Genomic DNA, 23,721 nt, shown 5'->3' with positions numbered 1-23,721 from the left:
ACGGCCGAGGAGCCGGGGGCAGCGCGGGGTGCCGATCCGGAGGTCCGGGACCTCGGTCGGCCCCGGTCGGCGGCGGCGATCGCTCGCCCCTGGCGGCGAGGCGGGGCGCGAGGCCGGTAGCCGGTGCGCCGACCCGCCGTGGCCGCTTCGAACGCCTCGGCCGCCGGCGCCCGTGCCCGCGGCCACTCGCCGAGCCCCTGCCGCGCGGCGGACACTGGGCCGTATGACCCGTAGCCGTCCGCCCGCCGCTCCCCCGCCCGGCCGCCGTACCGTGCTGGCGGCCTTCGCCGGTGTCGCGCTCGGCACGGCGGGCTGTTCCGGCCGCACGCCCCGGGCCGCGAACCCGTCCCGGAAGACCACGACCGCGCACCCGTTCCCGCAGTCCACCGCAGGCGCCGGGCCGCCGTCCCCCTCCCCCGCCCTGCCGCGCACCACCCCCTGGCGGCCCACGTCCGCCGAGGTCCAGCCGGCCGCGAAGCTGCGCGCCGTGCGGCTGGTGGAGGCGATCGGCGCCTGGGCCGGCGGGCACGGCGGCGCGGCGGCGGCGCGGACACGGGTCGCGGCGCTCGGGCTGTCCCCGGCCCTCGTCGGGCAAGCCGGGCCACTGCTGCCGGCGGCCGACCAGGCGGCGCTGCAGGTCGTGGACGCGCAGTACGGCGGGATCCTGTCCCGGTCGGCCAGCGTGCTGGTGGTGTGCCGGCAGTGGACCCGGCACGCCGGCACGGTGAGCGCCGGCGGGACCACGGTCGATGTACGCCTGTCCCGGTCGTCCTCGGGCTGGACCGTCGATGCCCTGCATCCGGCGCAACCGGGACCGGCCGCCCGCTCGTTGGTCCCGGACGTCCGGGGCGTGCTGTCCGACGACCGGATCGTGCTGCCGCCCGCCGCCGTGGCGGACCTGCGCAGTGGTCAGGTGCACACGAGTGTGGCGACGGCGATGCTGGCGCTGGCGCGGACGTACCGGCTGGAGGTGAGCGTCGTCCGCTCCGGGCACCCGCTGGACGTGTTCGGCACCAGCCGGCCCAGCGACCACCCGCGGGGCCGGGCCTTCGACGTGTGGCGGATCGACGGCCACCCGGTGGTGGATCCGCCGACCTCACGCGCGCTGATCGAGCGGTTCATGCGGGACGCGGCGGCCACCGGGTCGTACAACGTGGGCGGCCCCGTGCTGCTGTCGGGCGGCGGTGCCGGTCAGTTCTTCAGCGACGCCACCCATCACGACCACGTGCACATCGGCTTCCGCACCTGACCGCACCCCACGGCGTCACCCGTTCGGCCGTACCGCCGGTGGCCCCGGTCCGGCGTGCTCGCGCGGCCCGCCGACCGGTGCTCCCGCGCCTCCGCGGGTTGCGCGGGCCGCGCGGGCGTCGGGACGCTGGTGCGAACACGTATCCGGGAGGCGAAGTGGGTCCAGCACACGACACCACGCCGCCGGACGGCCTCGGCCGCCGGCGGTTCCTGGTCCTCTCCGCGGGCCTGGGCCTGGGCACGGCCGCCGCGTGCACGGCGGCACCGCCGCATCGGCATGCCGCCGCGGCCCCCGACGGACGGCTGCGGCCCGAGGCGGAGCGGGACGCGCCGGGCACCGCCGACTGGCGTCTGGCCTCCACCGGCCCGCCGGACGCGGTGGCGGGCTACCCGGACCGGGTGAGCGTGACCCCGGGCGAGCAGTTCGGGCTGCATGTGTCGACCACCGCCGCCGCGTTCCGGGTGTCCGCCTTCCGGGTCGGCTGGTACGGCGGCCGGCAGGCCCGCCGGATCTGGAGGTCCGAGCGCATACCCGGCCGCGCCCAGCCGGCGCCGCGCGTGCTGCCCGCCACCCGCACGGTGCGCGCCGACTGGCCGGTGACCCTCCGGGTGGACACCGCCGGCTGGCCGGAGGGCGCCTATCTGCTGCGGCTGGAGGCGGAATCCGGCCACCAGCGGTACGTTCCGCTGATCGTCCGCTCCACCGACGGCACGGGCCGTACGGTCCTGCTGCACGCCCCGGCCACCTGGCAGGCGTACAACCGCTGGGGCGGCAGCAGCCTCTACAACGGCGCGTCCGGCGCGTACGCGACCCGCTCCCTCGCGGTGAGCTTCGACCGCCCCTACGACGGCGAGGGAGCCGAGAAGTTCCAGGTGTACGAGTGGGCGCTGGTGGTGCTGGCCGAGCGCCTCGCCATCCCGCTGGCCTACACGACCGGCGTCGACGTCCACCGGGACCCAGGGGTGCTGCGCGGCGCGCACGCCGTCGTCTGCCTGGGCCACGACGAGTACTGGACGCCGGAGCAGCGGGCCCATGTGACCGCCGCCCGGGACGCCGGCACCAACATCGCCTTCCTCGGCGCGAACACCTGCTTCCGCCGCATACGGCTGGAGCCCGGGGAGGCCGCGGACGACCGTACGGTGGTCTGCTACAAGACCGCCTACCGCGCCGACCCCTGCTACGACTCGCACCCGGCCCTGGTCACCACCGACTACCGGCTCCCGCCCGCCCCGGACCCCGAGTCCTCCCTGACCGGCGTGCTCTACGAGGGCTATCCGGTCGACGCCCCCTATGTCGTCCGGGCCGCCGACCACTGGCTGTACGAGGGCACCGGCGCACGTCCCGGCGAAGGCTTCGCCCATCTCGTCGGTGTGGAGTACGACCGGGTCACCCCCGGTGCCCCCACGCCCGGCCCGCTGGAGATCATCGCGCACTCCCCGCTGATCTGCGGCGGGCGGGCCGGCCACAGCGACTCGGCGTACTACACGGCCCCCAGCGGCGCCGGGGTGTTCGCGACCGGCACCATGCGCTGGGTGGAGGGTCTGGTGGCGGGGACCGGCATGTTCGGGCGTGACCACGGCATGGACGCCCGCACCCGCGCCTTCGTCACCCGCACGACGGAGAACCTCCTGCGCACGTTCGCGAAGGGTCCCGCTGCCCGGCACGCCCCGCCGCCGCGCGCCAACGTCCGTACGGTGTACGGCGCCTGAGGCCAGGGCACGTCCGTACGGTGCGGCGCCCGGGATCAGGGCAGCGGGGTGCCGCCGGTCGCGTTGAGGATCTCGGCGGTGATGTAACTCGCCTGCGGGGAGGCCAGGTACACATAGGCCGGGGCCAGTTCGGCGGGCTGGGCCGGGCGGCCGAGCGGGGCCTGCTTGCCGAACTCCTTGGTGTCCGGAAGGGTCGAGGGGATCAGCGGTGTCCACACCGGCCCCGGCGCCACCGCGTTGACCCGGACACCGCGCTCGGCGACCATCTGCGCGAGACCCTGGGTGAAGGTGACGATCGCGCCCTTGGTCGTGGCGTAGTCCAGCAGGTGCGGGCTGGGCTTGTACGCCTGCACGGACGTGGAGTTGATGACGCAGCCGCCGGCCGGGATGTGCGGCAGGGCGAACTTGGTGAGCCAGAACATTCCGTACAGGTTGGTCCTCATCACCCGGTCGAACTGCTCCGTGCTGATCGCCTCGATGCCCTCTGGCTGGGACATCTGGTAGGCGGCGTTGTTGACGAGGACGTCGATGCGGCCGAACTCGGCGACGGCCCGCTCGATCAGCGCCCGGCAGTTGGCCTCCTCGCGGATGTCGCAGGAGACGGCGACCGCCTTGCGTCCGGCGTCCTCCACCAGGCGGGACGTCTCGCGGGCCTCGTTCTCCTCCTCGGCGAGGTATGTGAACAGCACATCGGCGCCCTCGCGGGCGAAGGCCAGGGCGACCGCCCGGCCGATGCCGGAGTCCCCGCCCGTGATCACGGTCTTGCGGCCGTCCAGCCGGCCCGCGCCGCGGTAGGAGTCCTCGCCGTGGTCGGGCGGCGGGTCCATCGGGCCGGTCCAGCCCGGGTGCGGCTGGTCCTGGGAGGGAAAGTCGGGGCGTGGGTGCTGTGTGACCGGGTTCGGCCGGTCACCGCGCTGGTCCGTCACGGCGGCCTCCTGCGTCTTCGGCGGACGGGACGGCGACCGGGTTCCCGGACCGCGCGGGCCGAAAAGCCGGTCAGTCCCTCCCGGGGTGCCCGCCGGAGCGCAGGTGGTCCCGGCGGGCGTTGTTGTAGATCCGCAGGAGATGCTTGGCGACGGCACAGGCCGCGCCGTCGGCATGGCACTGGCGGCAGGTCCGCACGTGCTGCTCGTAGGTGAGGCGCGCGTTGTGCAACGCGTCGTTGGAGGACTCGGACATCTCGGCATCTCCGGGCAGGGCACGGCCTGGGACCGCGCCAAGTTGACTGACTGGTAACCCGGAACCAAGGTGATCATGTTACTGGCGGTACTGGGAAACCCGTGCCGAAACTCACCGCTGCGCGGTGGTGTTCGCGCCGTCGAGCGCCTCCCGGATGATGTCCGCGTGCCCGGCGTGCTGGGCGGTCTCGCGGATCAGGTGCAGCAGGATGCGCCGGGCGGACCAGTGGACGGTCTCGGGCGGCGACCAGGGGGTCCTGGGCAGCGGCACGGTCCGGCCCAGGCCGGGCAGAGCCGCGACGGCCGCCTCGAGTGCGCGGGTGCCGGCCGCGTACTCCGCCAGCAGCGCGGCGAGGGTGTCGCCGTCGGCCATCCGGTACCGGCCGAGGTCGAGCATCCCTTCCGGCAGCTCGCCGTCGCCCTTCGCCATGATCCGCGCCCACACCCGCTCTCCGCGCGCCAGGTGCTTGACGATCCCGCCCAGGGTCAGTTCGCTCACCGTGGTCCGGCGGGCGGCCTCGGCATCGGTCAGTCCGCGCACGGTGATCAGCAGCAGCTCCCGCTGCTCGGCCAGGGCCTGCAGCAGCTCGGCGCGCTCGTCGGACGTCAGAGACTCGTGGTGCTCCGAAGAAGTGACCATGGGCCGACCGTAGACCGCAACTAGGCCAGATTCTGTCCGCTACGCCCGCGGGACTTGTCGAGGACGTGGCGCATCAGGCGTCCGACCGGGCCAGGAGGGCGCGTGCGTGGTTCATGACGGCAGCCAGGCCCACCTCGAAGGCACGGTCGGCGCGGCCCTCGCCCACGGCGGCGAGCGCTTCCGCCAGACGCGGGGTGGGTATGCGGTCCGTCAGCTCCCACATCGTCTCGGGCGCGGCGAGATCGAGGGCGGAGCCCAGCACCAGGTTCTCCAGGGCGATGATCAGCGGCATGATCCCGGCCCGGTCGAAGCCGGCGTCGAGCAGGAGGCTCACCGCACGCTCGTACTGCTCCAGCACCCGGGGCGCACGCACCGGCGAGGTCATGAGCAGCGGGATCGTGCGGGGGTGAGCCGCGAAGGCGGCGCGGTAGGAGCGGGCCCAGGCCTCGACGGCCGTGTCCCAGGGGGTCAGTTCCAGGGTCCCCGGGTCGATCGCCGCGCAGACCCGCTCCCGCAGCAGTTCCACTATGCCGTCGCGGCCTTCCACGTGGTGGTACACCGAGCCCGTCTGCGCGCCGAGCCGCCGGGCGATCTGCGGGACGCTGAAGTCACCGGTCTCGTCGACCAGTTGCAGCGCGGTGGTGGTGATGCGCTCGCGATCGAGGAGCGGTGTGCGCGGCCGTGCCATGGTCAGCGTTCTCCCTGAGGTCTTCCCGGATGCCCACCGGCAGGCTACATTGCCGAAACCGAAAGGCTTTAGGTTTACGGCTCCGGGCGCCCGCCATCCCTCCTGCGCACCCGGAGACGCGGGCATGGGCGGCCCACCCCCGGCCCGGCCTGCCGACACCGCGAACCCGGCTGCCCCACCACCGGCGCCCCCTCCTTTCCGCTGCCAGAAGGGCTCCCCCGTATGTCCGTGTCCTCCTCCGAGCCCCCGGAGCCGCCGGCGCCGTCCGGTGCGGCCGGCCTCCGGTCCGGTTCGCTCGGCACCGCCGACATCGCCTTCTTCGTCGTCTCCGCCGCCGCTCCCCTGACCGTCATGGCCGGGGTCGCACCGCTCGCCATCCTGCTCGGCGGCATCGGCGCGCCGGTCGGCTATCTCCTGGCCGGCCTGACCCTCGCCGTCTTCGCCGTGGGCTTCACCACCATGAGCCGCCATGTGACCAGCGGCGGTGCCTTCTACGCCTACATCAGCCGCGGCCTCGGCCGCCCGGTCGGCATCGGCGCCGCCCTGCTGGCGCTGATCGGCTACAACGGCATGGAGATCGGCGTCTACGGCCTGCTCGCCACGACCAGCCGCGACACCCTGCACACCCTCTTCGGCGCCGCCGTGCCCTGGCTGCCCGTCTCCCTGGCCGGCCTGCTGCTGATCGGCTACGGCGGCTACCGCTCGATCGACTTCGGCGCCAAGGTCCTCGGCGTCCTGCTCGTCTGCGAGACGGGGATACTGGTGCTGCTCGCCGGCGGGGTGCTGGCGAAGGGCGGCGCCCACGGGCTGTCCCTGGCCTCACTGGCTCCGGCGCATGTGCTGGTGCCCGGGATGGCGGCCGTACTCGCCTTCGCCTTCGCCGCGTTCACCGGCTTCGAGTCGACCGTGATCTACCGCCGCGAGGCCCGCGACCCCGGGCGCACGGTCCCGCGCGCCACGTACCTGGCCGTCGGATTCCTCGGCCTGTTCTACGCGTTCGTCGTCTGGATCGCCGTACAGGCCTTCGGTGACGACCAGGTGGTGCGCGCGGCCGGCATGGATCCGGCCGGCCTGTTCTTCACCGCGATCAGCACCTACGTGGGTGGCTGGGCCGCCGACCTGATGCACGTCTTCATCGTCACCAGCGTCATCGCCTCCCTCCTCGCCTTCCACAACGCCATCAACCGCTATGTCCTGGCTCTCGCCGAGGAGGGGGTACTGCCCCGCCCGCTCGGCCGGATCCACCCGCGCCACCGCTCCCCGTACCTCGCCGGCATCGCCCAGACCGTCCTCGGCGCCGTCGTCGTCCTCGCGTTCTGGTCCGCGCACGCCGACCCCTACCAGCAGCTGCTGCTGTGGGTGAACACCCCCGGAATGATCGGCCTGTTGCTGCTGCAACTGCTCGCCGCGATCGCCGTGCCGTGCTACTTCCGGCGGGTACGCCACACCGAGGGAGCCGTGCGCACGGTGCTGGCGCCGGTGCTCGCCACCGTCCTGCTGGCCACCGCGATCGCGCTGGTCGTGACCCACATCGACCTGTTCACCGGCGCGTCCGCGACCGTGAACATCCTGCTCGTCGTCGTGGCACCGGCCGTGTTCCTGCTCGGCCTGCCGCTGGCCTGGTGGCTGCGCCGCTCCCGACCGGAGGTCTACGCCCGGTTCGCCATGGACCCCGGTGAACAGACCCGGCCGGGCGCGGACTCGGCTCCCGGTCGGAGCCGGCGCACCGGTCCCGGCCAGGACACCGTTCCCGGCCAGGACGCCGGTCCGGCCGCAGTCGTCGCACCCGCCGAGTGACCCAGAACGCCCGCTTCCCCCCTACAGGAGTTGACCGATGCCCGCTGCCGACCTCGTCATCGCCGGCGCCCACGTCCGCACCCTCGACCCCGCCCGCCCCACCGCCTCCGCCGTCGCGGTGCGGGACGGGGTGATCACCGCGGTCGGCGAGGCGGAGGACGTGCGGGACTGGCGCGGCCCCGGCACCGAGGTCGTCGACCTGCACGGCGCCCACCTCGTGCCCGGCCTGGTCGACGCGCACAGCCATCCGGTGTGGGGGCTGGACATGGCGACGGGCACGGACCTGTCGGGCGTCACCGACCTGGCAGGGCTGCGCGCCGCGCTCGCCCGGGCCGAGCGGATCGAGGGCTGGGTCGTCGGCCACGGCCTGGACCACAACGCGTTCGAGGACCGCCCCATCCACCACGGCCTGGTGGCGGAGGTGCTCGACGGCACCCCGGCCTTCCTGCGCCTGTACGACGGCCACTCCGCCCTCGCGAACGCCGCCGCCCTCACCGCGGCCGGGGTGACCGGCCCGCGCACCTTCGCCCAGCACGCGGAGGTGGTGTGCGACCCCTCGGGCCGGCCCACCGGCCATCTGGTCGAGCACGCCGCGATGGACCTGGTCGCGGACATCGTGCCCAGGCCGTCGTACGCGCAGCGGCGGGCTCGGTTGCTGGAGTTGCTGTCCGCCATGGCCGCGACGGGGCTCACCGGCGCCCATGTGATGGACGGCGGCGACCTCGACCTGGTGGCGGCGGTGGCCGAGGAGACGGTCCTGCCGCTACGGCTGCGGTTCGCGCCCTGGTGCATGCCGGGCGCCGACGAGGACGCGCTGCGCGAGTTGGTGGGGCTGCAGGGCCGGGGCGGGCGGCACTGGCTGGTCGGCGGCGTCAAGTTCTTCATGGACGGCACCGTCGAGGGCGGCACGGCCTGGCTGGAGCATCCCGACTGCCACGGCCGGGGCACCACCGCGTTCTGGCCGGATCCGCGCGCCTACGCCGAGGCCGTGCGCACCCTGCACGCGGCGGGCGTCCGCACCGCCACCCACGCCATCGGGGACGCGGCCGTACGGCATGTCCTGGACACCGTCGCCTCCCTCGGGCCGAGCGGGCGCGGCGCCCACCGGATCGAGCACATCGAGACCGCTCCGGACGAACTGCTGCCGCGCTTCGCAGAGTTGGGAGTCGCTGCCTCGCTGCAGCCGCCGCACACCGGGTACACGCGCGACGACGGCAGCGACGAGTGGTCCCGCCGACTGGGCGGCGACCGGGCGGCCCGTGCCTGGCGGCTGCGCGATCTGCGGGAGGCGGGCGCCACGCTCGCCCTCGGCTCGGACTGGCCCATCGCTCACTACGACGTCCGGGCCGTGCTGGCCACGGCCCGCCGGCCGAAGGGCGCCGCGGCCCACCGGCCGGGCCTGACCCCGGCGCAGGCGCTGGAGGGCTGCACCAGCCACGCGGCGGCCGCCGCCGGCGAGTCCGCCGTCGCCGGCCGTGTCGCGCCCGGCTGCCGGGCCGACCTCACCGCACTGGCCGTGGACCCCCTGCACGCGCCCGGCGACGAACTCGCCGAGTCTCCGGTGGCGTTGACGGTCACCGGCGGGCACGTGACGCACCGGGGCGTCTGACGGTGGCCTTCGGCACGGCGGCAGGCTTGAACGCTGTCGACGCGCCCTGGCGTCCCCGGCTAGGATCGTCGGTGGCATCGCGTGCCGGTCACCGGCCGGGTGAGGCATGGAGGTGCCAGGACATGCCGTGGAGGCATTCCTTGTCGGTCCAGTTCAACCACACCATCGTCCATGCCCGGGACAACCGGGAGTCCGCCGAGTTCTTCGCCGGACTGCTCGGTCTCGAGATCACCGCGGAATGGGGCCCGTTCGTCGCGGTCGCCCTCGCGGGCGGAGTCACCCTGGACTTCGCCACCCTCCCCGAGGAACACATCACCCCCCAGCACTACGCCTTCCTGGTCTCCGAGGAGGAGTTCGACGCCGCGTACGCGCGGATCGTCGAGCGGGGCATCGAGCACTACGCGGATCCGCACCGCAAGCAGCCCGGCACGATCAACCACAATGACGGCGGCCGCGGCGTGTACTTCATGGATCCGGCGGGCCACGCCATGGAGCTGATCACCGTCCCCTACGGCGGTTGGCCTTCGTAACCGGCACGCTTCACCTGCCGAACCCCTCCTTCCTTACGAGGTCGAGGAAGGCACTCACATGCCCCTCGGTGACGGCCTCGCGCACCAGCGCGTGTGCGAGGCCGGCACGGGAGGTGAAGCGCCCGGGCAGGCGGCCGGGGGCCAGCCGGTAGTCGCCGACCTCGGTCGTGTCGAAGAGGCCGGCGGGCCGGCGGCCCACCCCCGGGTCCGGCGGCAGGCGACGGAACGGTTCGTGGCCCCGCCGCGCTCGGCGGGGATCTCGGGGCGTTGCTGCAGATCCTGGCGCCCGAGGCCACGCCGTGGACGGACGGCGGCGGCAAGGCGCAGGCGGCCCCGCGGCCGATCCGCGGCCGGGACAAGGTGGCACGGGCACTGACCGGCTACGCCACGCGTTCGGCGGCGGGGCTGGAGTCCAGCACCGGGAGATCAACGGCGACGCGGCGCGGGCCGCGAGGTCTACCTGGTCACCACCCCGGCGAAGCCGCCTGGATCAGCGTGATCACTCACCGGGCGCCAGGATCCGGGCCACGATCCGTGCCGCCTCCGCGACCAGCGCGTCGTCCGCCGGTGCGTCCTGGGCGGGCTTGGCCGACAGCACGGTCAGCAGGACCGGCGTTCCCCGCGTCGTCCAGGCCACGCCGATGTCGTTGCCGGACCCGTAGTCGCCCGTTCCGGTCTTGTCCGCCAGCACCCAGTCGCCCGGAAGTCCGGCGCGGAACCGCGCGGCGCTGGTGGTGTTGCCCTTGAGCCATGTGACCAGCTGTTCCCGGTCGGCGTCGGCCAGGGCCCGACCCAGCGTCAGCCGCTCGAAGCTGCGGCCGAGGGACCGTGGGGTCGTGGTGTCGCGCGGATCGCCGGGGATCGCGCTGCCCAGGTCCGTCTCCCACCGGTCGAGCCGGCTCACCCGGTCGCCCAGCGACCGGAAGAAGCCCGTGAGGCCGGTGGGGCCGCCGATCTGGCGCAGCAGCAGATTGCCCGCCGCGTTGTCGCTGTACTGGATCGCCGCCGCGCACAGCTCCGCCACCGTCATGCCGGTGTCCACGTGTTCCGCGGTGCGGGGGGAGTTGGGCAGGATGTCGTACGGCGGATAGTGGATCACCTTGTCCAGCGGGGCGCAGCCGCCGTGGTCGCGCAGCACGGCCGCAGCGGCGAACGCCTTGAACGTCGAACACATCGCGAACCGCTCCCCCGCCCGGTGGGACACGGTCCGTCCGGTGCGGGCATTGCGCGCGTACACGCCGAGCCGGGCCCCGTGCCGCCGCTCGAGTTCGGTCAACTCGGCACCGACACCGGGAACTTCACTGTCCGGCACAGCCGACGCGGACGGGGCGGAGACGGCGGTGGCGGCCACGGCCGCCGTGGTGAGGGCGAGGCCCGCCTTGAACAGGCGCCGCCGGGCGAGGGAGTGGGAGTGGTCGGGGCTGGTCATGAGCACAGTCCTCCTGGGCGTCCGTGCCTGATCGCCTTCCTGCGATCTTCGACGGGGACAGCGAAACAGCCGGGCACCACTCATGTCCAAGAGCCAACTTTGAACCCTCCATGTCTTATTGATATGAGTTCGGGATGGATCTCCTCGCGCATCTCGAGGCCTATGTCGCGACGGCCGACGAAAAGAGCTTCTCCAGAGCCGCGGACCGGCTGGATGTCGCCCAGCCGCTGCTCAGCCGCCGAATCAAGACGCTGGAGGAGCACTTCGGCGGCCTGCTGTTCGACCGCTCGCGGCGGCAGATCACGATCACGGAGCTGGGCGCGCTGCTCCTGCCGTACGCGCGTGACGTGCTCGACCGGGTCCAGCGGCTGGGGCAGGTCGCCGGTGCGGCCGGACGGGCACGTGTGCGAGCCGTCGGGGTGCCCACGCACTGCGCCCCGGCGGCGCTGGCACGCGCGATCCGCGCCGGCGCCGGGCGCGGGATCACCCTCGGCATACGCGAACTGGCGCCCGGGGAACGGGTTGCCGGGCTGGCCGACGGCTCGCTCTCCTACGCACTCGTGCGGGTTCCGCCGGAGCGGGGCGCCCTCCGGGTGCCGCTGGGCCTGGCGTCGGCGCCGGAGCCGGGGGCGCCGGACGAAGCGGGCCCGGAGTGCGCAGGCGGGCGGCGCGCGGTCCATCTGGAGGATCTGCGGCCGCGCCGCGGCCGTGGCGCCGAAAGTGCGGCTGCGCTGCCGGTGTTGACCCTGCCGGAGGACCAGGTGGCGTCCCACGAGGACCGTCTGGAGCGCGCCGTGGCCCGGGCCGGGCTGCCGCCTGGCCGGTTCCGGCCGGCCGGGCCCGCGGCCACCGCACTCGCCGAGACCCTGGCCGGGCGGGCGCTGCTGCTGTGCGCCGAGCCCTTGGCCCGGCAGTACGGGGCGCGCTGGGCTCCGCTGGGCGACCGGTCGCTGCACCGGGGGTACGACGTGAACGCCGGCCAGGGCCGGAACGGCGCGGCGGACGTGCCGGGCTGGCTGGTCCCGCTGCTGGCGTCGGCCGTGGGGGCCGCCGGCCGCGGCTCCGGCGCGGCACCCTCCGAAAGCGGCGCCGCGCAGGCGTCGGCACGGCTGGCGGCCCGCGGATGAGCGCGCTGCCCGTGCACCGCCCTGCGTACGTCGGGGACGACGGCGCCCTGCTGGACGTCGCCGAGGCGATCGCCGCGGACTGGGCGGCCCTCGGCGTGCGTGGCTCGTTCCTCGCCAGGAACCTGGACACTGGTGAGCAACTCGGCTTCTGCGTAGATGAGTTGATGCCGCTCGCGTCGGTCGTGAAGGTTCCCCTCGCCCTCGTCGTACTGGACCGGATCGCGGCCGGCGAGCTCGATCCGGCGCAGCCGGTGACGGTCGATCCCGCGAGCAGCAGCGTCGGTCCCACCGGGCTCGCCGCGTTCGCGCACCCGGCGAGCGTGGCCGTCGGTGATCTGCTCCTGCTCATGCTGTCGGTGAGCGACAACGCCGCGGCGGACACCCTGCTCGACCTGGTGCCGGTGGCGGACGTCGACGAGCGGCTGCGCGCCTGGGGATGCGGAGAGATCCGGATGCGGCACCGGATGAACCACATGTACGAGTGCGCCGCCGGTGCCGCCGGCAACGACTTCTCGCTCGCGCTGGAACTGGCGCTGCGGGACGAGCGGGCCGGCCGGTACACCATCGCGACCCTGGATCCGGCGCACGCCAACGCCGGGTCGGCGGCGGCGCTCGTCGATCTTCTGCGGCGGGTGTGGTGCGACGAGGTCTCCACCCCGACGGCGACGGCGGAGTTGCGCCGGCTGATGGGGCTGCAGGTCTTCACACACCGGCTGGCGAGCGAACTGCGGGCGGACTCGCTGCGCTGGAGCGGCAAGACCGGGACGTTTCTGCATCTGCGGCACGAGATCGGTGTGGTCGAGGCGGATTCCGGCCACCGGGTGGCCATGGCCGCGCTCACCCTTGCCGGGCGTCGGGCGGGGCTCGCCCCGGACATCGACCTCGCGATCGGGATCGCGGGGCGGGAGGCGTTCGAGGCGCTGCGGAGGTGAAGTCGCCGTGCGCGGCAGCGCCGTCGGGGTGGAGGTCGTGGGGCATCCGCGGGTACGTCGTGGCAGCTGCCCGCGCCCACGCGGCGCCAGCCGCACATCGGACAGAGCCCCGCGCCCCCTCGCGGGGCGGTCCGGGTCGCAGTCCGCGTCCCGGCCGCCCAGTGGTCACCTGCCGGTCAGGAAGGCTTCGCCGCCGAGACCGCGGTCGCGGCGACGGTGTTGTCGCACTCGGCGAACTCGCCGTCGTTCAGGGCGACTTGGTGCGCGCCGGCGCCGGGCAGGCCGACCACGAGCGTCGGGAAGACGGCGGGCTTCGCGCCGGACTTGCAGTAGCCGTCGCCCTCGCCCTGTACCTGGTGGAAGGTCAGCTTCACCCACGCCTTGCCGCCCGGCGCGAGGCGTACGGGGAAGGCGGTGCCCGTGGGGGTCACCTTCAGGGGGAGGTTGTGCTCGGGGGAACCGTTGCCCGCTCCGGCCACCGACGGATGCCCCCGCAGGACGCAGGCGTGCCCGGAGACGTTGGTGAACTCGACTATCGCCGCGCCCGTGCCGGTGCCCTCCGGACGGTTGGCCGCCTGGTAGGCCTTCGCCTCCACGGCCGACACCGAGCAGGCCGGCGCCGTACCGGCCGAGGTGGCGGACGCAGGAGAGGCCGGGGTGCTCGGGGCGGTCGACGTGCCGCCGCCGGAGGACCCCGGGGCCGACGGGGCCGTACTGGCGGGGCTCGTGGTGGCGGGGGCGGTGCGGGAGGGGGTGGCGGAGGCCGGTGCCGGGGAGGAGGTCTTGGCCGTCCCGTCGCCGTTGTCCGGCCCGCACGCCGTCAGTGACAGCGCGGCGGCGATCACGGCCGTAGCCGATGCGGCGAGGCGGATGGTGTTGCGGTGGTGCATGAGGTCCCCCGATTCCGGTGGTCGGACCGGCTCCGTGCCGGTGCTCGCCGAGGGAGACAGAGCCGGGAGACCTCGGGTTTCCGCTGTGGATCGTCTGTGACGGTTGTGGATCTCCTGTGACGTTCCGGTGACAGAAGGCCCGGCCCCCGCCCCACGACGAGGGCGTCCGGCTCGACCCGTGCGGGCCGGGCCGGACGCCCTCACAGCCCTACTCAGACCAGGTCGAACCGGTCCAGGTTCATGACCTTGTCCCACGCGGCGACGAAGTCCTGCACGAACTTCTCCTTCGCGTCGTCGCTGGCGTAGACCTCGGCGAGGGCGCGCAGCTCGGAGTTGGAGCCGAAGACCAGGTCGGCGCGGCTGCCGGCCCACTTCAGCTCGCCCGTGACGGCGTCCCGGCCCTCGAACGTGGTCTGGTCCTCGGAGGTCGACTTCCAGGCCGTGCCCATGTCGAGCAGGTTGACGAAGAAGTCGTTGGTGAGGACGCCGGGCGTCTTGGTGAGGACGCCGAGCTGCGACTGCTGGTGGTTGGCGCCGAGGACGCGCAGACCACCCACGAGCACCGTCATCTCGGGGGCGCTCAGGGTCAGCAGGTTCGCCTTGTCGACCAGCAGGTACTCGGCCGGCAGGCGGTTGCCCTTGCCGAGGTAGTTGCGGAAGCCGTCCGCGGTGGGCTCCAGCGCCTCGAAGGACTCGGCGTCGGTGTGCTCCTCGGTCGCGTCCACACGGCCCGGGGTGAAGGGCACCCGCACCTCGAAACCGCCTTCCTTGGCGGCCTTCTCGACCGCGGCGACACCGCCGAGGACGATCAGGTCGGCCAGGGAGACCTTCTTGGCGCCGGAGGAGGCGTTGAAGTTCTGCTGGATGCCCTCGAGGGTGCGCAGCACCTGGGCCAGCTCGTCGGGCTCGTTGACCTCCCAGCCGCGCTGCGGCTGCAGCCGGATGCGGGCGCCGTTGGCACCGCCGCGCTTGTCGCTGCCACGGAAGGTGGAGGCGGACGCCCATGCGGTGGTGACCAGTTGCGAGACGGAGAGACCGGAGTCGAGCAGCTTGGTCTTCAGGGCCGCGATGTCGGCCTCGTCGATCAGCTCGCCCTCGCGCTCCGGCAGCGGGTCCTGCCAGATCAGGGTCTCCTCCGGGACCTCCGGGCCGAGGTACAGCGACTTCGGGCCCATGTCACGGTGGGTGAGCTTGTACCAGGCGCGGGCGAAGGCGTCGGCGAACTCCTGCGGGTTCTCGTGGAACCGGCGCGAGATCGGCTCGTAGATCGGGTCGAAGCGCAGCGCCAGGTCGGTCGTGAGCATGGTGGGCAGGCGCTTCTTCGACGGGTCCTGCGGGTCGGGGACGATCGCCTCGGCGTCCTTGGCCACCCACTGCTTGGCGCCGGCCGGGGACTCGGTCAGCTCCCACTCGTAGCCGAAGAGGATGTCGAAGAAGCCGTTGTCCCACTGGGTCGGCGTGGCGGTCCAGGTCACCTCCAGGCCGGAGGTGATGGCGTCCGCTCCCTTGCCGGTGCCGTACGTGCTCTTCCAGCCGAGTCCCTGCTGCTCGAGGCCGGCGGCCTCGGGGTCGGCACCGACCGCGTCGGCGGGGCCGGCGCCGTGGGTCTTGCCGAAGGTGTGGCCACCGGCGATGAGGGCGACGGTCTCCTCGTCGTTCATGGCCATGCGGCCGAAGGTCTCACGGATGTCGCGGGCCGCGGCCAGCGGGTCCGGGTTGCCGTTCGGGCCCTCGGGGTTGACGTAGATGAGGCCCATCTGTACGGCGCCGAGCGGGTTCTCCAGCTCACGGTCGCCGGTGTAGCGCTTGTCGTCCAGCCAGGTGGTCTCGGGACCCCAGTAGACGTCCTCCTCCGGCTCCCAGACGTCCGCGCGGCCGCCGCCGAAGCCGAAGGTGTCGAAGCCCATGGTCTCCAGCGCCACGTTGCCGGCGAGGATCATCAGGTCGGCCCAGGAGATCTTCTGGCCGTACTTCTTCTTCACCGGCCACAGCAGGCGGCGGGCCTTGTCCAGGTTGGCGTTGTCCGGCCAGCTGTTCAGCGGCGCGAAGCGCTGCTGGCCGGCGCCGGCGCCGCCGCGGCCGTCGCTGACGCGGTAGGTGCCCGCGCTGTGCCAGGCCATACGGATGATCAGCGGGCCGTAGTGGCCGAAGTCGGCCGGCCACCAGTCCTGGGAGGTCGTGAGCACCTCGGCGATGTCCCGCTTCACGGCCGGAAGGTCGAGGCTCTGGAACGCCTCGGCGTAGTCGAACTCCTCACCCAGCGGGTTCGTCGCGGGCGGGTTCTTGGCAAGGATCTTCAGGTTGAGCCGCTCCGGCCACCACTGGCGGTTGCCACCTCCCTGGGTGGGGTGCAGGGCCCGGTCATGGGCGACGGGGCAGCCGCCGCTCGCCCCCTCCGCCTTCGCGTCTGTGACGATCGCGTCGTGGTTCTCAGTCATGGCAATCCTTCCGAACTGTGCGGAACTCGGTGCTCAGGAACTGCGGCCGGTGGAACAGTCGGGGCACAGGCCCCAGTAGACGACCTCGGCCTCGTCGATGGCGAAGCCGCGGTCGTCGGATGCGGTCAGGCAGGGCGCGTCGCCGACCGCGCAGTCGACGTCGGCGACGGCACCGCAGGACCGGCACACGATGTGGTGGTGGTTGTCCCCCACGCGTCCCTCGTACCGGGCCGGGTGACCGGCCGGCTCGATACGGCGGAGGAGACCCGCCGCGGTGAGGGCGTGAAGGGCCTCGTAGACGGCTTGCAGGGAGATGTGGCCCACGCGGTCGCGCACCCCGGAGGCGATCGCCTCGACGCCGAGGTGGTCGCCCGCCCGGACGGTCTCCAGCAGCGCGACGCGGGCTGCCGTCACGCGCAGGCCGGCACCGCGCAGCTCCTCGGCGGTGGTCGGGGGCGGGGAGGCGGTCATGAGGGCGAACCTACCGTCACAAACACGAGTGATTCAAGAAAACGAACCATGCAATTTTGGTCGCGTCCCGGCGGCCGCCGTTCACCTCCGCGTCCGCCTCGGCGCCCGCCCGGGTGTTTGCGCTCGTCCCTGCCGTCGCATGGCCCCGCCTCCCGTGCACGCGACGCCGCCCTGCGCGGCGGGCGGGGCGTGGGGTGGGCCGGGAGCATGCCCGCATCATGCGGCCCGGTATCGGCGACGGGGGCGCGCCAAGCCGGACAGCCCTCCGAACGGGTGAGCCGGAACGCACGCGGACCGGCGTACATCCGTCGGCGGTAGGGGTTGCGGCCCCGCCCTCACCGGACGCCGGTCACGGGCGAGGGACACCGACGCGACGCACGCCCCTGCGTTTCCGATGCCCACCCGGTCACGTCGATGGCCGGGGAGATCATCGCGGTCGCCCGCCGGGTCAGTGGCCGGGCCGACGGCCGGGCCGGGCGTGACCGTAGCGGCGGGCCAGGGCATGGAACGCCTCCTTGGGCTCCCAGTGCCAGCCCGAGCAGGGGTCGTCCGGGCGGTCCTTGATGGCCTTGGTGATGGCGTAGCTCGCCATGTCGAGGTCGTGGCGCGGATCGCCCGGGCGGTGCGGGGCGTCGGGGGTCACGAACTCGAAGGCCATCGCCGCGTAGAGGCCCATCCGGGAGAAGACGTCCAGGAGCCGCATCAGGTACGCCGCCTGGGTGCGCTCGCTGCGGACCAGGTCGCCCTTGATCTCCGGGGGCTGCTTGTCGCGGTCGACGACGTCCCAGCCCATGCCGGCGGTCCTGGGCGCCCCGACGTAGGCGCAGGTGCCGAACTCGGTGACGGCCAGCGGCTTGCCCCACCGCAGATGGCGGCTCAGCTCCCTGATGTAGCCGGACGCGTGGGGGAAGTACGAGTAGTAGTCGATGCCCACGATGTCGAAGAGGCGCCAGTCGACCTCGTCGTCCTGGGCGGCGGCGTAGCTCAGCCGGCCGTGGAAGACGGACCGGCCGACCGCGGCCGCCTTCGCCGTGAACCGGTCCAGACGCCGCTGCACCGCGACGGGGTCCACCGTGCCGTCGTTCAGGTTCCGGATGCGTTCGAAGACGGTGTCCCCGGGGACGATCCCGGGCACGAACAGCCAGAACTCGCAGCCCACACTGAGCTCCACGGCCGCCCCGTGCCGGCGCAGCCGCTCCGCGAACCGGCCGGTCTCGGCCAGGTGTTCCAGGATGTCGCCCTCCGGGACGTCGCCGAGGGTCGGTTGCAGCCAGACGCGCAGTCCCCGTTCGGCCGCCTCGGCAGCCGTGGCCGTGAGCCGTTCGACGCCGTCCCCCGTCACATCGACGGTGTCGGCGTGCAGTTCGTCGCGGATGACCCGGATGTCCTCCCGCATCCGGGCCGCACTGAACGCCGTACCCGGTGTCTCCCCCGCACCCACCGTGTACACGACCCCGTGGTGGCGCAGCGCGCCCCGCGCGCCATGTGTCCGGCGTGAGCTCCCCCGCGCGGTGTGCGGCTGCGCGGCGCGGGCCTCCCCCGACGGCAGCACGGCCGCGCCGAGCCCCGCGGACGCCAGGCCGACCAGGAACTGTGCGCGCTTGATCCCCTCGGTCCTCTGCATACGGCCACCCTGCCGGGCCCGGCCGCACCGGCGCCGTCCGCCGCCGGTCTACACGGCGGGGCCGAAGGGCGGGAATCCGGCGCCGATGGGTGGAGCTGCGGCGCCGAAAGTCGCACCGGTCCTCCCGTGCCCCGCCTCAGTCGCCCCGCTGTGATCAACCGACCCGGATGAAAGCCGCCATAAGGCACATAAACGCCCTGGGCTGAGAAACTCGGACCACGTCACCCAGTGGCCGTCGAGAGGGACGCCGGTGGACCTGGACACCGTCGCCGACGAGCTGTACGGGCTGCGGCCGGAGGAGTTCGTCGCCGCCCGTGACCGCCGCGCCCTGGACGCCCGCAAGGCCGGTGATCAGGCCCTCGCCAAGGAGATCGGTGCGTTGCGGCGACCGAGTCTGGCCGCATGGGCCGGCAATCTGCTCGTGCGCCGGCAGCCGGAGGAGGTCCAGCCGCTCCTGGACCTCGGCGAGTCGCTGCGCCGGGCACATCGCGAACTGGACGGTCCGCAGCTGCGCAAGCTCGTCCGCCGCCAGAGCGAGGTGATCGGCGCGCTCGGGCGCCAGGCGCGGCGGCTGGCGGCCGAGGCCGGGCGTCCCGTGGGTGAGGCGGTCCAGCGAGAGGTCGAGGAGACGCTGCACGCCGTTCTCGCCGATCCGGAGGCCGCCCGGGAGTGGGCGGCAGGGCGGCTCGTGAAGCCGCTCAGCGCCAGGTTCGGGTTTCCCGAGGCGGACGAGGCCGTCCTCGATCTCCGCCCTGCCGCCCCGGCGGCGGCCAGGGCGAAGAGCCGCGACGAAGGGCCGCCCGGCGGGCGCGGGGCGGAGCGGAAGCGGGGCGAGGCCCACGAGCGCGAGGACGAGCTGGCACACCGGCGCCGGCTCAATGAGGTCCGCAGGGCCGCCCGGGACGCGGAGCGGGACCTGCACGCCCGCGAGGCGGAGGCCGGGGCCGCCGGCCGGGAGGCCGAGGAGGCCCGCGACCGGCTGGCCGAGGCGGAAGAGCGCGTGCGTGAGCTGCGCGCGCGGCTGCGCGACGCCGAGGAGGAGCAGCAGCGGTCCCGTGACGACGAGCGGGAGGCACGGGACCGGGCCCGGCAGGCCGACCACGCCGCCCGGGAGGCCCGGCGCCACGCCGAGGCGGCCGCGGCCGAGGCGAGCGCGGCCGAGGCCGACCGGCCGGCCGGCCCCCGCGCCGGGCGCGCCTCCCCGGGCCTGGCGCGCCGGCGGTGACCGCACGGCAGCACGACGGACGGCTGACCCACGACGGAGGCGAGGAGCCATGGCGAGACCCATCTGGACCGGTGTCCTGACCTTCGGGCTGGTCACCCTGCCCGTGGGGCTGTACACCGCCACCGAGGACCACACCGTGCACTTCCACCAGCTTCAGCGCGGCACCTCGGACCGGATCCGCAACAAGCGGGTCAACGAGCGCACCGGCAAGGAGGTCGACACCGACCGGATCGTCAAGGGCTACGAGATCGACGAGGGTGAGTACGTCGTCGTGGAGCCGGAGGAGCTGGAGCAGATCGCGCCCGGGCGGTCGAAGGTGATCGACCTGGCCGGGTTCGTCGATCTGCACCAGATCGAACCGGTGTACTTCGCCCGCACCTACTACGTCGGCCCGCGCGGCAAGGAGTACGTGAAGGTCTACGAGCTGATGCGGGCGGCACTGGACCGCGCGGACAAGGCCGGGATCGCCACGCTCACCATGCGCGGCAAGGAGTATCTGACCGCGTTGCGTGCGCAGCCCCGCGTCCTCGTCCTGCACACCCTGCACTGGGCCGACGAGGTGCGCGACCCCGCCGACGTGGTGCCCGAGCTGCCGGAGCGGCGCACGAAGAGCGACAGCAGGGAGTTGCGGACGGCCGAGCAGCTGATCGACGCCCTCACCATCGACTGGGACCCCACCGAGTACCACGACACCTACGAGGAACGCGTCAAGAGGCTTGTGGCCGCGAAGCGCGAGGGCGAGGAGGTCGTCGGCGAACCCCAGCCGCCGGAGGCGACCAATGTCATCGACCTCATGGACGCGCTCAGCCGGAGCGTCGAGCAGAGCCGGTCCCGGGGCCGCAAGGGCGGCGGCGGGAAACCGGCCACCGGCAAGAAGCGGGCCACCGGCAAGAAGCAGGCTGCGGGGCGGAGGGAGTCCGAGGACCTGGGTGACCTGTCCAAGGCGGAGCTGTACGAGCGGGCGAGCGCCGCGGGCGTACCGGGGCGGTCGAGAATGACGCGGGATCAGCTCGTCAAGGCCCTTGCGGGGCAAGCGGCTTGAGCGTCGCAGCCACCGGAATCAGACCGGCGGCGGGCCACTTGTCTTCCGCACGACCAGCCTAGGGTCCAACTCAACCTACTCCCGCTCCAGTTCCGGAATCGGCCGGGCGTCCTGGCGTACGGTCGTCAGGCCGATCGGCATCAGATGGGAGAGATGGCTGGTAGCCGACGACGGAGAGGTCGCGGGGCACCTCCACACCGCCCCGGGTCAGCTCCATCAACAGGCCCATGGCACTGCGGTCGTTGCCGGCGAGGACGGCCGTCGGCAGAGGCGTGCCGGCGTCCCGTTCGGCGAGCAGGAGGCGGCCGGCCTCGATCCCGGACCGCTCGGTGTGATCACCGGGGATGACGCGCTGCTCGGCCTCCAGCCCGTGCCGGCGCATCGCGGCCCGGCAGGCGCGGCGGCGCTCGGCGGAACCGGGCCCGCGTCCGCCGTCGATGTGCACGATCCGGCGGTGGCGGCGATGATGCGCTGCGCGGGCGACAACCCGCAACACGTGCACATCGCGGCCTTCTTCAGCCACAAGGGGTCCTCCGGCCTGCGGTACAGCCTCAACCCGCCCGGCACCCAGGCCGGGATCCGCCAGCACCTGGACATCGGCCAGGGCGAGGGCGACTGAAAGGTGTTCTTCGACACATTGCGGGAGCCGAAGTTCGACGGCGTCGCCACCGTCTGTGTGTTCGCCTGGGAGGAACGGGCCCGGGAGTCCTCGGCGTTCATGCTGGAACGGATCACGAAGGAACCGACCGCGGGCTGATCAAGGAGGTGCGTGGGACATCACTCGTACGGGTGCACCCGGTCCGGCCGTCCGTGGCATACGGAGCAGTCCCTCGTTCGGCAGCGAGTGTGACGTTTGCCATGTGACGTGATGGACTCGGGGTGAGCGGGCAAGGTACCCCTTCATGCCCCACGCCAATCCTCTGCGGCAGGTGATTCGATGACAACGGCGACGACCCGGACGTTCCGGACGACGCCGCCCACCAGTTCCGGCGACACGACCGCCAGGGACTCCCCAGCCGCCGCCATGCCCTCGCTGCCCTCCCTCACGGGGCTGCGGTGGATGGCGGCCCTGCTGGTGTTCGGACTTCACGTGAACAACTTCGGCTACTTCGGAGGCACCGGTGGCCGCCTCGTGTACTGGGGTTTCGGTGCCGGCGCCACCGGCGTGTCGTTCTTCTTCGTGCTGTCCGGGTTCGTTCTGACCTGGTCGGCGCGGCCCCGTGACCGCGTGCTCTCCTTCTGGAGACGGCGCATCGCCCGCATCTACCCGGTGCACCTGGTCACCCTGGCCATCGCCCTGCTCATGGCCTACACGCTGGCCGGCCAGCCGCGGCCGACACCGAAGCAGGCCCTGTCCAATGCGCTGCTGCTGCACCCCTGGTGGCGTCCGTGGTGGCAGACGCTGAACCCGGTCAGCTGGTCCCTCGGCTGCGAGGCGTTCTTCTACGCCGCCTTCCCGCTGCTGTTCCTGGTGCTGCGCCGGCTCGGCGCACGCGCCTCGGCCGCGCTGGGCGTTGTGTCGCTGGTGGCGGTCGTGGTGCTGGCCTGGGCGGACGCCCACCACTGGTGGACGTACGCGCTGTACTCGTTCCCGGCGGCCCGGCTGCCCGAGTTCGTCCTGGGGGCGGTCACCGCGCGGCTGGTGCTGCTCGGCCGGTGGCGCGGGCCCGGTCTCGAGGCCTCGCTCGCCCTGGCGATCATCGGCTACTTCCTCGTGCCGCAGGTCGCACCCGGCTACTCCGCCACCGTGTGCACCATCGCCGGGTTCACGCTGCTCATCCCGGCCGCGGCCGTCGCGGACATGCAGGGGCTGCCCTCGCTGTGGCGGCGCCGGCGGCTGGTGCGGCTCGGCGAGCTGTCGTTCGCCTTCTACATGGTCCATCTGCTGGTGATCCGGTCCGCAACGCAGTTGCTCGGGACGAAGCCGCACTTCGGTCTGCTGGCGGGGACCGCCGTCACCACGACCGTGTTCACGGTGTCGCTCGGGCTGTCCTGGCTCCTGTACGAGGCGGTGGAGCGCCCGGCGAGACGCCTGCTGCTGCGCCGGCGCCGCCGCCCGGCCGCCCAGCCGGACGCGGCCGAGGCCCGCCCCGAGGCGCCGGCCGCCGCACGCGACTGAGCCGCTTCCCGGACCCGGGAGAGGAGCGCGCTCGGGCACGCGGCCGAAAAAAGTGCCCTCGGCTCGATCGAGAAAGGCCGCGTGCCGGGCCGCCGTGGGGCCAGGAAGGCCTGTCGGCCGACCTCCGAGCGGGGATCCCCACCCCCCCTCGCCGGTCCGCCCGGACGCCCACCCGTGCCCCCGGGCCGAGCCCTGCCGCCTGGTGCCGCGCCGCCCCCTTCCCTAGGTTGTGCGCAGCGGGAAAGGGGGCGGCCGGATGGACCGGGACATCCGCACGGTGGAAGACGTACTACGGCTCCTGGACGGGCTGTTCGCGCCGGAGGCCGACCGGTGGACACGGGGCGCGGCCCAGTGGTGGGACGATTTCTATACGGCCCGGGACAAATCCGTGCCGTTCTTCGCGGCGAAGCCGGACGAGAACCTGGTGTCCTACCTGGAGCGCGGTCTCATCAGGCCGGGGCGGGTCCTGGACCTGGGCTGCGGCCCCGGCCGTAACGCGTTGTACCTCGCCGCGCGGGGCTTCGACGTGGACGCCGTCGATCTCTCGCCCGCCGCGATCGCCTGGGCCGAGGAGCGGGCCCGGCAGGCCCGGGGCGCAGGGGGCGCCGTGCGGTTCCACTGTGGTGACGCCTTCGCCCTGACCACGGGCCCCGAGGCGGCGCTGCACGGCCCCTACGACCTCGTCTACGACTCCGGCTGCTTTCACCACCTGCCACCGCACCGCCGGGTCAGCCACCTCGCGCTGCTGGAACGCGTCCTGGCGCCGGGCGGGCACTTCGCGCTCACCTGCTTCGCCGCCGGCCGGATGGGCTCCGAACTCCCCGACGCGGCCTTCTACCGCGAGCCCGGCCTGCACGGCGGGCTCGCCTACACCCCCGAGTCACTGCGCCGGATCTTCCGCGATCTCCACGAGGTCGAACTGCGCGCCATGCGGCAGGAACCGGCGGACTCCGCGCTGTTCGGCCAGGACTTCCTGTGGACGGCCCTGTTCCGCCGTCCGGGCCCGTAGGTGTCGCGTCGGGGC

General features: G+C 73.4%; 21 protein-coding genes and 2 pseudogenes. 12 read left to right on the top strand and 11 right to left on the bottom strand.

The genetic code is table 11. The features are described 5' to 3' along the window. Nucleotides 1-223: 223 nt before the first annotated feature. On the top strand, nt 224-1,249 hold the full coding sequence (locus tag FB563_RS38480) for a hypothetical protein (protein ID WP_244329074.1): 1,026 nt from the start codon (nt 224-226) through the stop codon (nt 1,247-1,249). Nucleotides 1,250-1,404: 155 nt separating this feature from the next. Further along, entirely contained in the window at nt 1,405-2,958 is a 1,554-nt protein-coding gene (locus FB563_RS38475) for a N,N-dimethylformamidase beta subunit family domain-containing protein (RefSeq protein ID WP_234358084.1), read from the top strand. A 35-nt stretch (nt 2,959-2,993) separates the two neighbouring features. On the opposite strand, the gene FB563_RS38470 is transcribed toward FB563_RS38475, so the two are convergent. The 4 genes from FB563_RS38470 to FB563_RS38455 form a co-directional block, all read right to left on the bottom strand. Next, nucleotides 2,994-3,884, bottom strand: a complete 891-nt coding sequence (locus tag FB563_RS38470; RefSeq protein WP_055710362.1) for an SDR family oxidoreductase — start codon at nt 3,882-3,884, stop codon at nt 2,994-2,996. A gap of 70 nt (nt 3,885-3,954) precedes the next feature. Continuing rightward, a complete protein-coding gene (locus FB563_RS38465; protein ID WP_055710363.1) occupies nt 3,955-4,137 on the bottom strand; it encodes a hypothetical protein in 183 nt (60 codons plus the stop codon). 111 nt (nt 4,138-4,248) lie between these two features. Continuing rightward, nucleotides 4,249-4,776: a DinB family protein gene (locus FB563_RS38460; protein ID WP_055710364.1), complete on the bottom strand. Its 528-nt coding sequence runs from the start codon at nt 4,774-4,776 to the stop codon at nt 4,249-4,251. 73 nt (nt 4,777-4,849) lie between these two features. Then, nucleotides 4,850-5,464 (bottom strand): TetR/AcrR family transcriptional regulator, encoded by a 615-nt coding sequence (locus tag FB563_RS38455; protein ID WP_055710365.1) that lies wholly within the window; start codon nt 5,462-5,464, stop codon nt 4,850-4,852. A 222-nt stretch (nt 5,465-5,686) separates the two neighbouring features. On the opposite strand from FB563_RS38455, the gene FB563_RS38450 reads away from it, so the two are divergent. The 3 genes from FB563_RS38450 (at nt 5,687) to FB563_RS38440 (ending at nt 9,400) form a co-directional block, all read left to right on the top strand. Further along, on the top strand, nt 5,687-7,261 hold the full coding sequence (locus FB563_RS38450; protein WP_079049130.1) for an APC family permease: 1,575 nt from the start codon (nt 5,687-5,689) through the stop codon (nt 7,259-7,261). Nucleotides 7,262-7,298: 37 nt separating this feature from the next. Continuing rightward, nucleotides 7,299-8,870, top strand: coding sequence for an amidohydrolase (locus FB563_RS38445; protein WP_142219220.1), 1,572 nt, complete (start codon nt 7,299-7,301; stop codon nt 8,868-8,870). A gap of 140 nt (nt 8,871-9,010) precedes the next feature. Then, nucleotides 9,011-9,400, top strand: coding sequence for a VOC family protein (locus FB563_RS38440; RefSeq protein ID WP_055710421.1), 390 nt, complete (start codon nt 9,011-9,013; stop codon nt 9,398-9,400). Between the two features lie 10 nt (nt 9,401-9,410). Here the strand turns inward: FB563_RS38440 and FB563_RS38435 are convergent, their stop codons facing one another. Next, complete coding sequence (locus tag FB563_RS38435; protein WP_055710420.1) at nt 9,411-9,599, bottom strand: NAD(P)-dependent oxidoreductase; 189 nt, start codon at nt 9,597-9,599, stop codon at nt 9,411-9,413. A 300-nt stretch (nt 9,600-9,899) separates the two neighbouring features. Beyond that, nucleotides 9,900-10,829, bottom strand: a complete 930-nt coding sequence (gene bla / locus FB563_RS38430; RefSeq protein ID WP_055710419.1) for a class A beta-lactamase — start codon at nt 10,827-10,829, stop codon at nt 9,900-9,902. A 134-nt stretch (nt 10,830-10,963) separates the two neighbouring features. Between bla and FB563_RS38425 the strand changes: the two genes are divergently transcribed. Next, a complete protein-coding gene (locus tag FB563_RS38425; protein ID WP_055710418.1) occupies nt 10,964-11,956 on the top strand; it encodes a LysR family transcriptional regulator in 993 nt (330 codons plus the stop codon). Next, entirely contained in the window at nt 11,953-12,888 is a 936-nt protein-coding gene (locus FB563_RS38420) for a serine hydrolase (protein WP_055710417.1), read from the top strand. Before FB563_RS38425 ends, FB563_RS38420 begins: the two co-directional genes overlap by 4 nt. Before the next feature lie 176 nt (nt 12,889-13,064). Here the strand turns inward: FB563_RS38420 and FB563_RS38415 are convergent, their stop codons facing one another. From FB563_RS38415 to FB563_RS38400, 4 genes are all read right to left on the bottom strand, one after another. Continuing rightward, nucleotides 13,065-13,778: a DUF4232 domain-containing protein gene (locus FB563_RS38415; RefSeq protein WP_142219219.1), complete on the bottom strand. Its 714-nt coding sequence runs from the start codon at nt 13,776-13,778 to the stop codon at nt 13,065-13,067. A gap of 212 nt (nt 13,779-13,990) precedes the next feature. Next, nucleotides 13,991-16,216, bottom strand: coding sequence for a catalase/peroxidase HPI (katG, locus tag FB563_RS38410; RefSeq protein WP_055703707.1), 2,226 nt, complete (start codon nt 16,214-16,216; stop codon nt 13,991-13,993). 33 nt (nt 16,217-16,249) lie between these two features. Beyond that, nucleotides 16,250-16,687, bottom strand: coding sequence for a Fur family transcriptional regulator (locus FB563_RS38405; RefSeq protein ID WP_055703706.1), 438 nt, complete (start codon nt 16,685-16,687; stop codon nt 16,250-16,252). A gap of 448 nt (nt 16,688-17,135) precedes the next feature. Further along, the gene (locus tag FB563_RS38400) at nt 17,136-18,311 is read right to left on the bottom strand and encodes a hypothetical protein (RefSeq protein WP_055703705.1); all 1,176 of its coding nucleotides are present in this window, start codon (nt 18,309-18,311) and stop codon (nt 17,136-17,138) included. Nucleotides 18,312-18,561: 250 nt separating this feature from the next. Between FB563_RS38400 and FB563_RS38395 the strand changes: the two genes are divergently transcribed. Both FB563_RS38395 and ku read left to right on the top strand, forming a co-directional pair. After that, the gene (locus FB563_RS38395) at nt 18,562-19,536 is read left to right on the top strand and encodes a hypothetical protein (RefSeq protein ID WP_055703704.1); all 975 of its coding nucleotides are present in this window, start codon (nt 18,562-18,564) and stop codon (nt 19,534-19,536) included. Nucleotides 19,537-19,585: 49 nt separating this feature from the next. Beyond that, nucleotides 19,586-20,578, top strand: a complete 993-nt coding sequence (gene ku, locus FB563_RS38390) for a non-homologous end joining protein Ku (protein WP_055703703.1) — start codon at nt 19,586-19,588, stop codon at nt 20,576-20,578. Nucleotides 20,579-20,653: 75 nt separating this feature from the next. Here ku and FB563_RS38385 read toward each other — a convergent pair. Further along, nucleotides 20,654-21,035, bottom strand: a pseudogene (locus FB563_RS38385) (substrate-binding domain-containing protein); the annotation flags it as partial. Here FB563_RS38385 and FB563_RS38380 point away from each other — a divergent pair. The 3 genes and pseudogenes from FB563_RS38380 to FB563_RS38370 all read left to right on the top strand — a co-directional run. Continuing rightward, nucleotides 21,033-21,335 (top strand): annotated as a pseudogene (locus FB563_RS38380) (TIM barrel protein); the annotation flags it as partial. The pseudogenes FB563_RS38385 and FB563_RS38380 overlap by 3 nt on opposite strands. 180 nt (nt 21,336-21,515) lie before the next feature. Continuing rightward, a complete protein-coding gene (locus tag FB563_RS38375; RefSeq protein WP_142219218.1) occupies nt 21,516-22,697 on the top strand; it encodes an acyltransferase family protein in 1,182 nt (393 codons plus the stop codon). Nucleotides 22,698-22,953: 256 nt separating this feature from the next. Then, on the top strand, nt 22,954-23,706 hold the full coding sequence (locus FB563_RS38370) for a class I SAM-dependent methyltransferase (protein WP_055709496.1): 753 nt from the start codon (nt 22,954-22,956) through the stop codon (nt 23,704-23,706). Nucleotides 23,707-23,721: the final 15 nt, after the last annotated feature.

The sequence above is a fragment of the Streptomyces puniciscabiei genome, from assembly GCF_006715785.1.
Lineage (GTDB): Bacteria > Actinomycetota > Actinomycetes > Streptomycetales > Streptomycetaceae > Streptomyces > Streptomyces puniciscabiei.
This window is presented reverse-complemented; position numbering and strand designations above follow the sequence as displayed.

Bases quoted from the DNA above. Each gene is read 5' to 3' on its own strand.
- ku (WP_055703703.1), top strand. From the start codon at position 19,586: ATGGCGAGACCCATCTGGACCGGTGTCCTGACCTTCGGGCTGGTCACC.
- FB563_RS38400 (WP_055703705.1), bottom strand. From the start codon at position 18,311: ATGCAGAGGACCGAGGGGATCAAGCGCGCACAGTTCCTGGTCGGCCTG.
- FB563_RS38415 (WP_142219219.1), bottom strand. From the start codon at position 13,778: ATGCACCACCGCAACACCATCCGCCTCGCCGCATCGGCTACGGCCGTG.
- FB563_RS38465 (WP_055710363.1), bottom strand. From the start codon at position 4,137: ATGTCCGAGTCCTCCAACGACGCGTTGCACAACGCGCGCCTCACCTAC.
- FB563_RS38375 (WP_142219218.1), top strand. From the start codon at position 21,516: ATGACAACGGCGACGACCCGGACGTTCCGGACGACGCCGCCCACCAGT.
- FB563_RS38425 (WP_055710418.1), top strand. From the start codon at position 10,964: ATGGATCTCCTCGCGCATCTCGAGGCCTATGTCGCGACGGCCGACGAA.
- FB563_RS38460 (WP_055710364.1), bottom strand. From the start codon at position 4,776: ATGGTCACTTCTTCGGAGCACCACGAGTCTCTGACGTCCGACGAGCGC.
- FB563_RS38405 (WP_055703706.1), bottom strand. From the start codon at position 16,687: ATGACCGCCTCCCCGCCCCCGACCACCGCCGAGGAGCTGCGCGGTGCC.
- FB563_RS38420 (WP_055710417.1), top strand. From the start codon at position 11,953: ATGAGCGCGCTGCCCGTGCACCGCCCTGCGTACGTCGGGGACGACGGC.
- FB563_RS38445 (WP_142219220.1), top strand. From the start codon at position 7,299: ATGCCCGCTGCCGACCTCGTCATCGCCGGCGCCCACGTCCGCACCCTC.
- FB563_RS38480 (WP_244329074.1), top strand. From the start codon at position 224: ATGACCCGTAGCCGTCCGCCCGCCGCTCCCCCGCCCGGCCGCCGTACC.
- FB563_RS38370 (WP_055709496.1), top strand. From the start codon at position 22,954: ATGGACCGGGACATCCGCACGGTGGAAGACGTACTACGGCTCCTGGAC.
- katG (WP_055703707.1), bottom strand. From the start codon at position 16,216: ATGACTGAGAACCACGACGCGATCGTCACAGACGCGAAGGCGGAGGGG.
- FB563_RS38455 (WP_055710365.1), bottom strand. From the start codon at position 5,464: ATGGCACGGCCGCGCACACCGCTCCTCGATCGCGAGCGCATCACCACC.
- FB563_RS38450 (WP_079049130.1), top strand. From the start codon at position 5,687: ATGTCCGTGTCCTCCTCCGAGCCCCCGGAGCCGCCGGCGCCGTCCGGT.
- bla (WP_055710419.1), bottom strand. From the start codon at position 10,829: ATGACCAGCCCCGACCACTCCCACTCCCTCGCCCGGCGGCGCCTGTTC.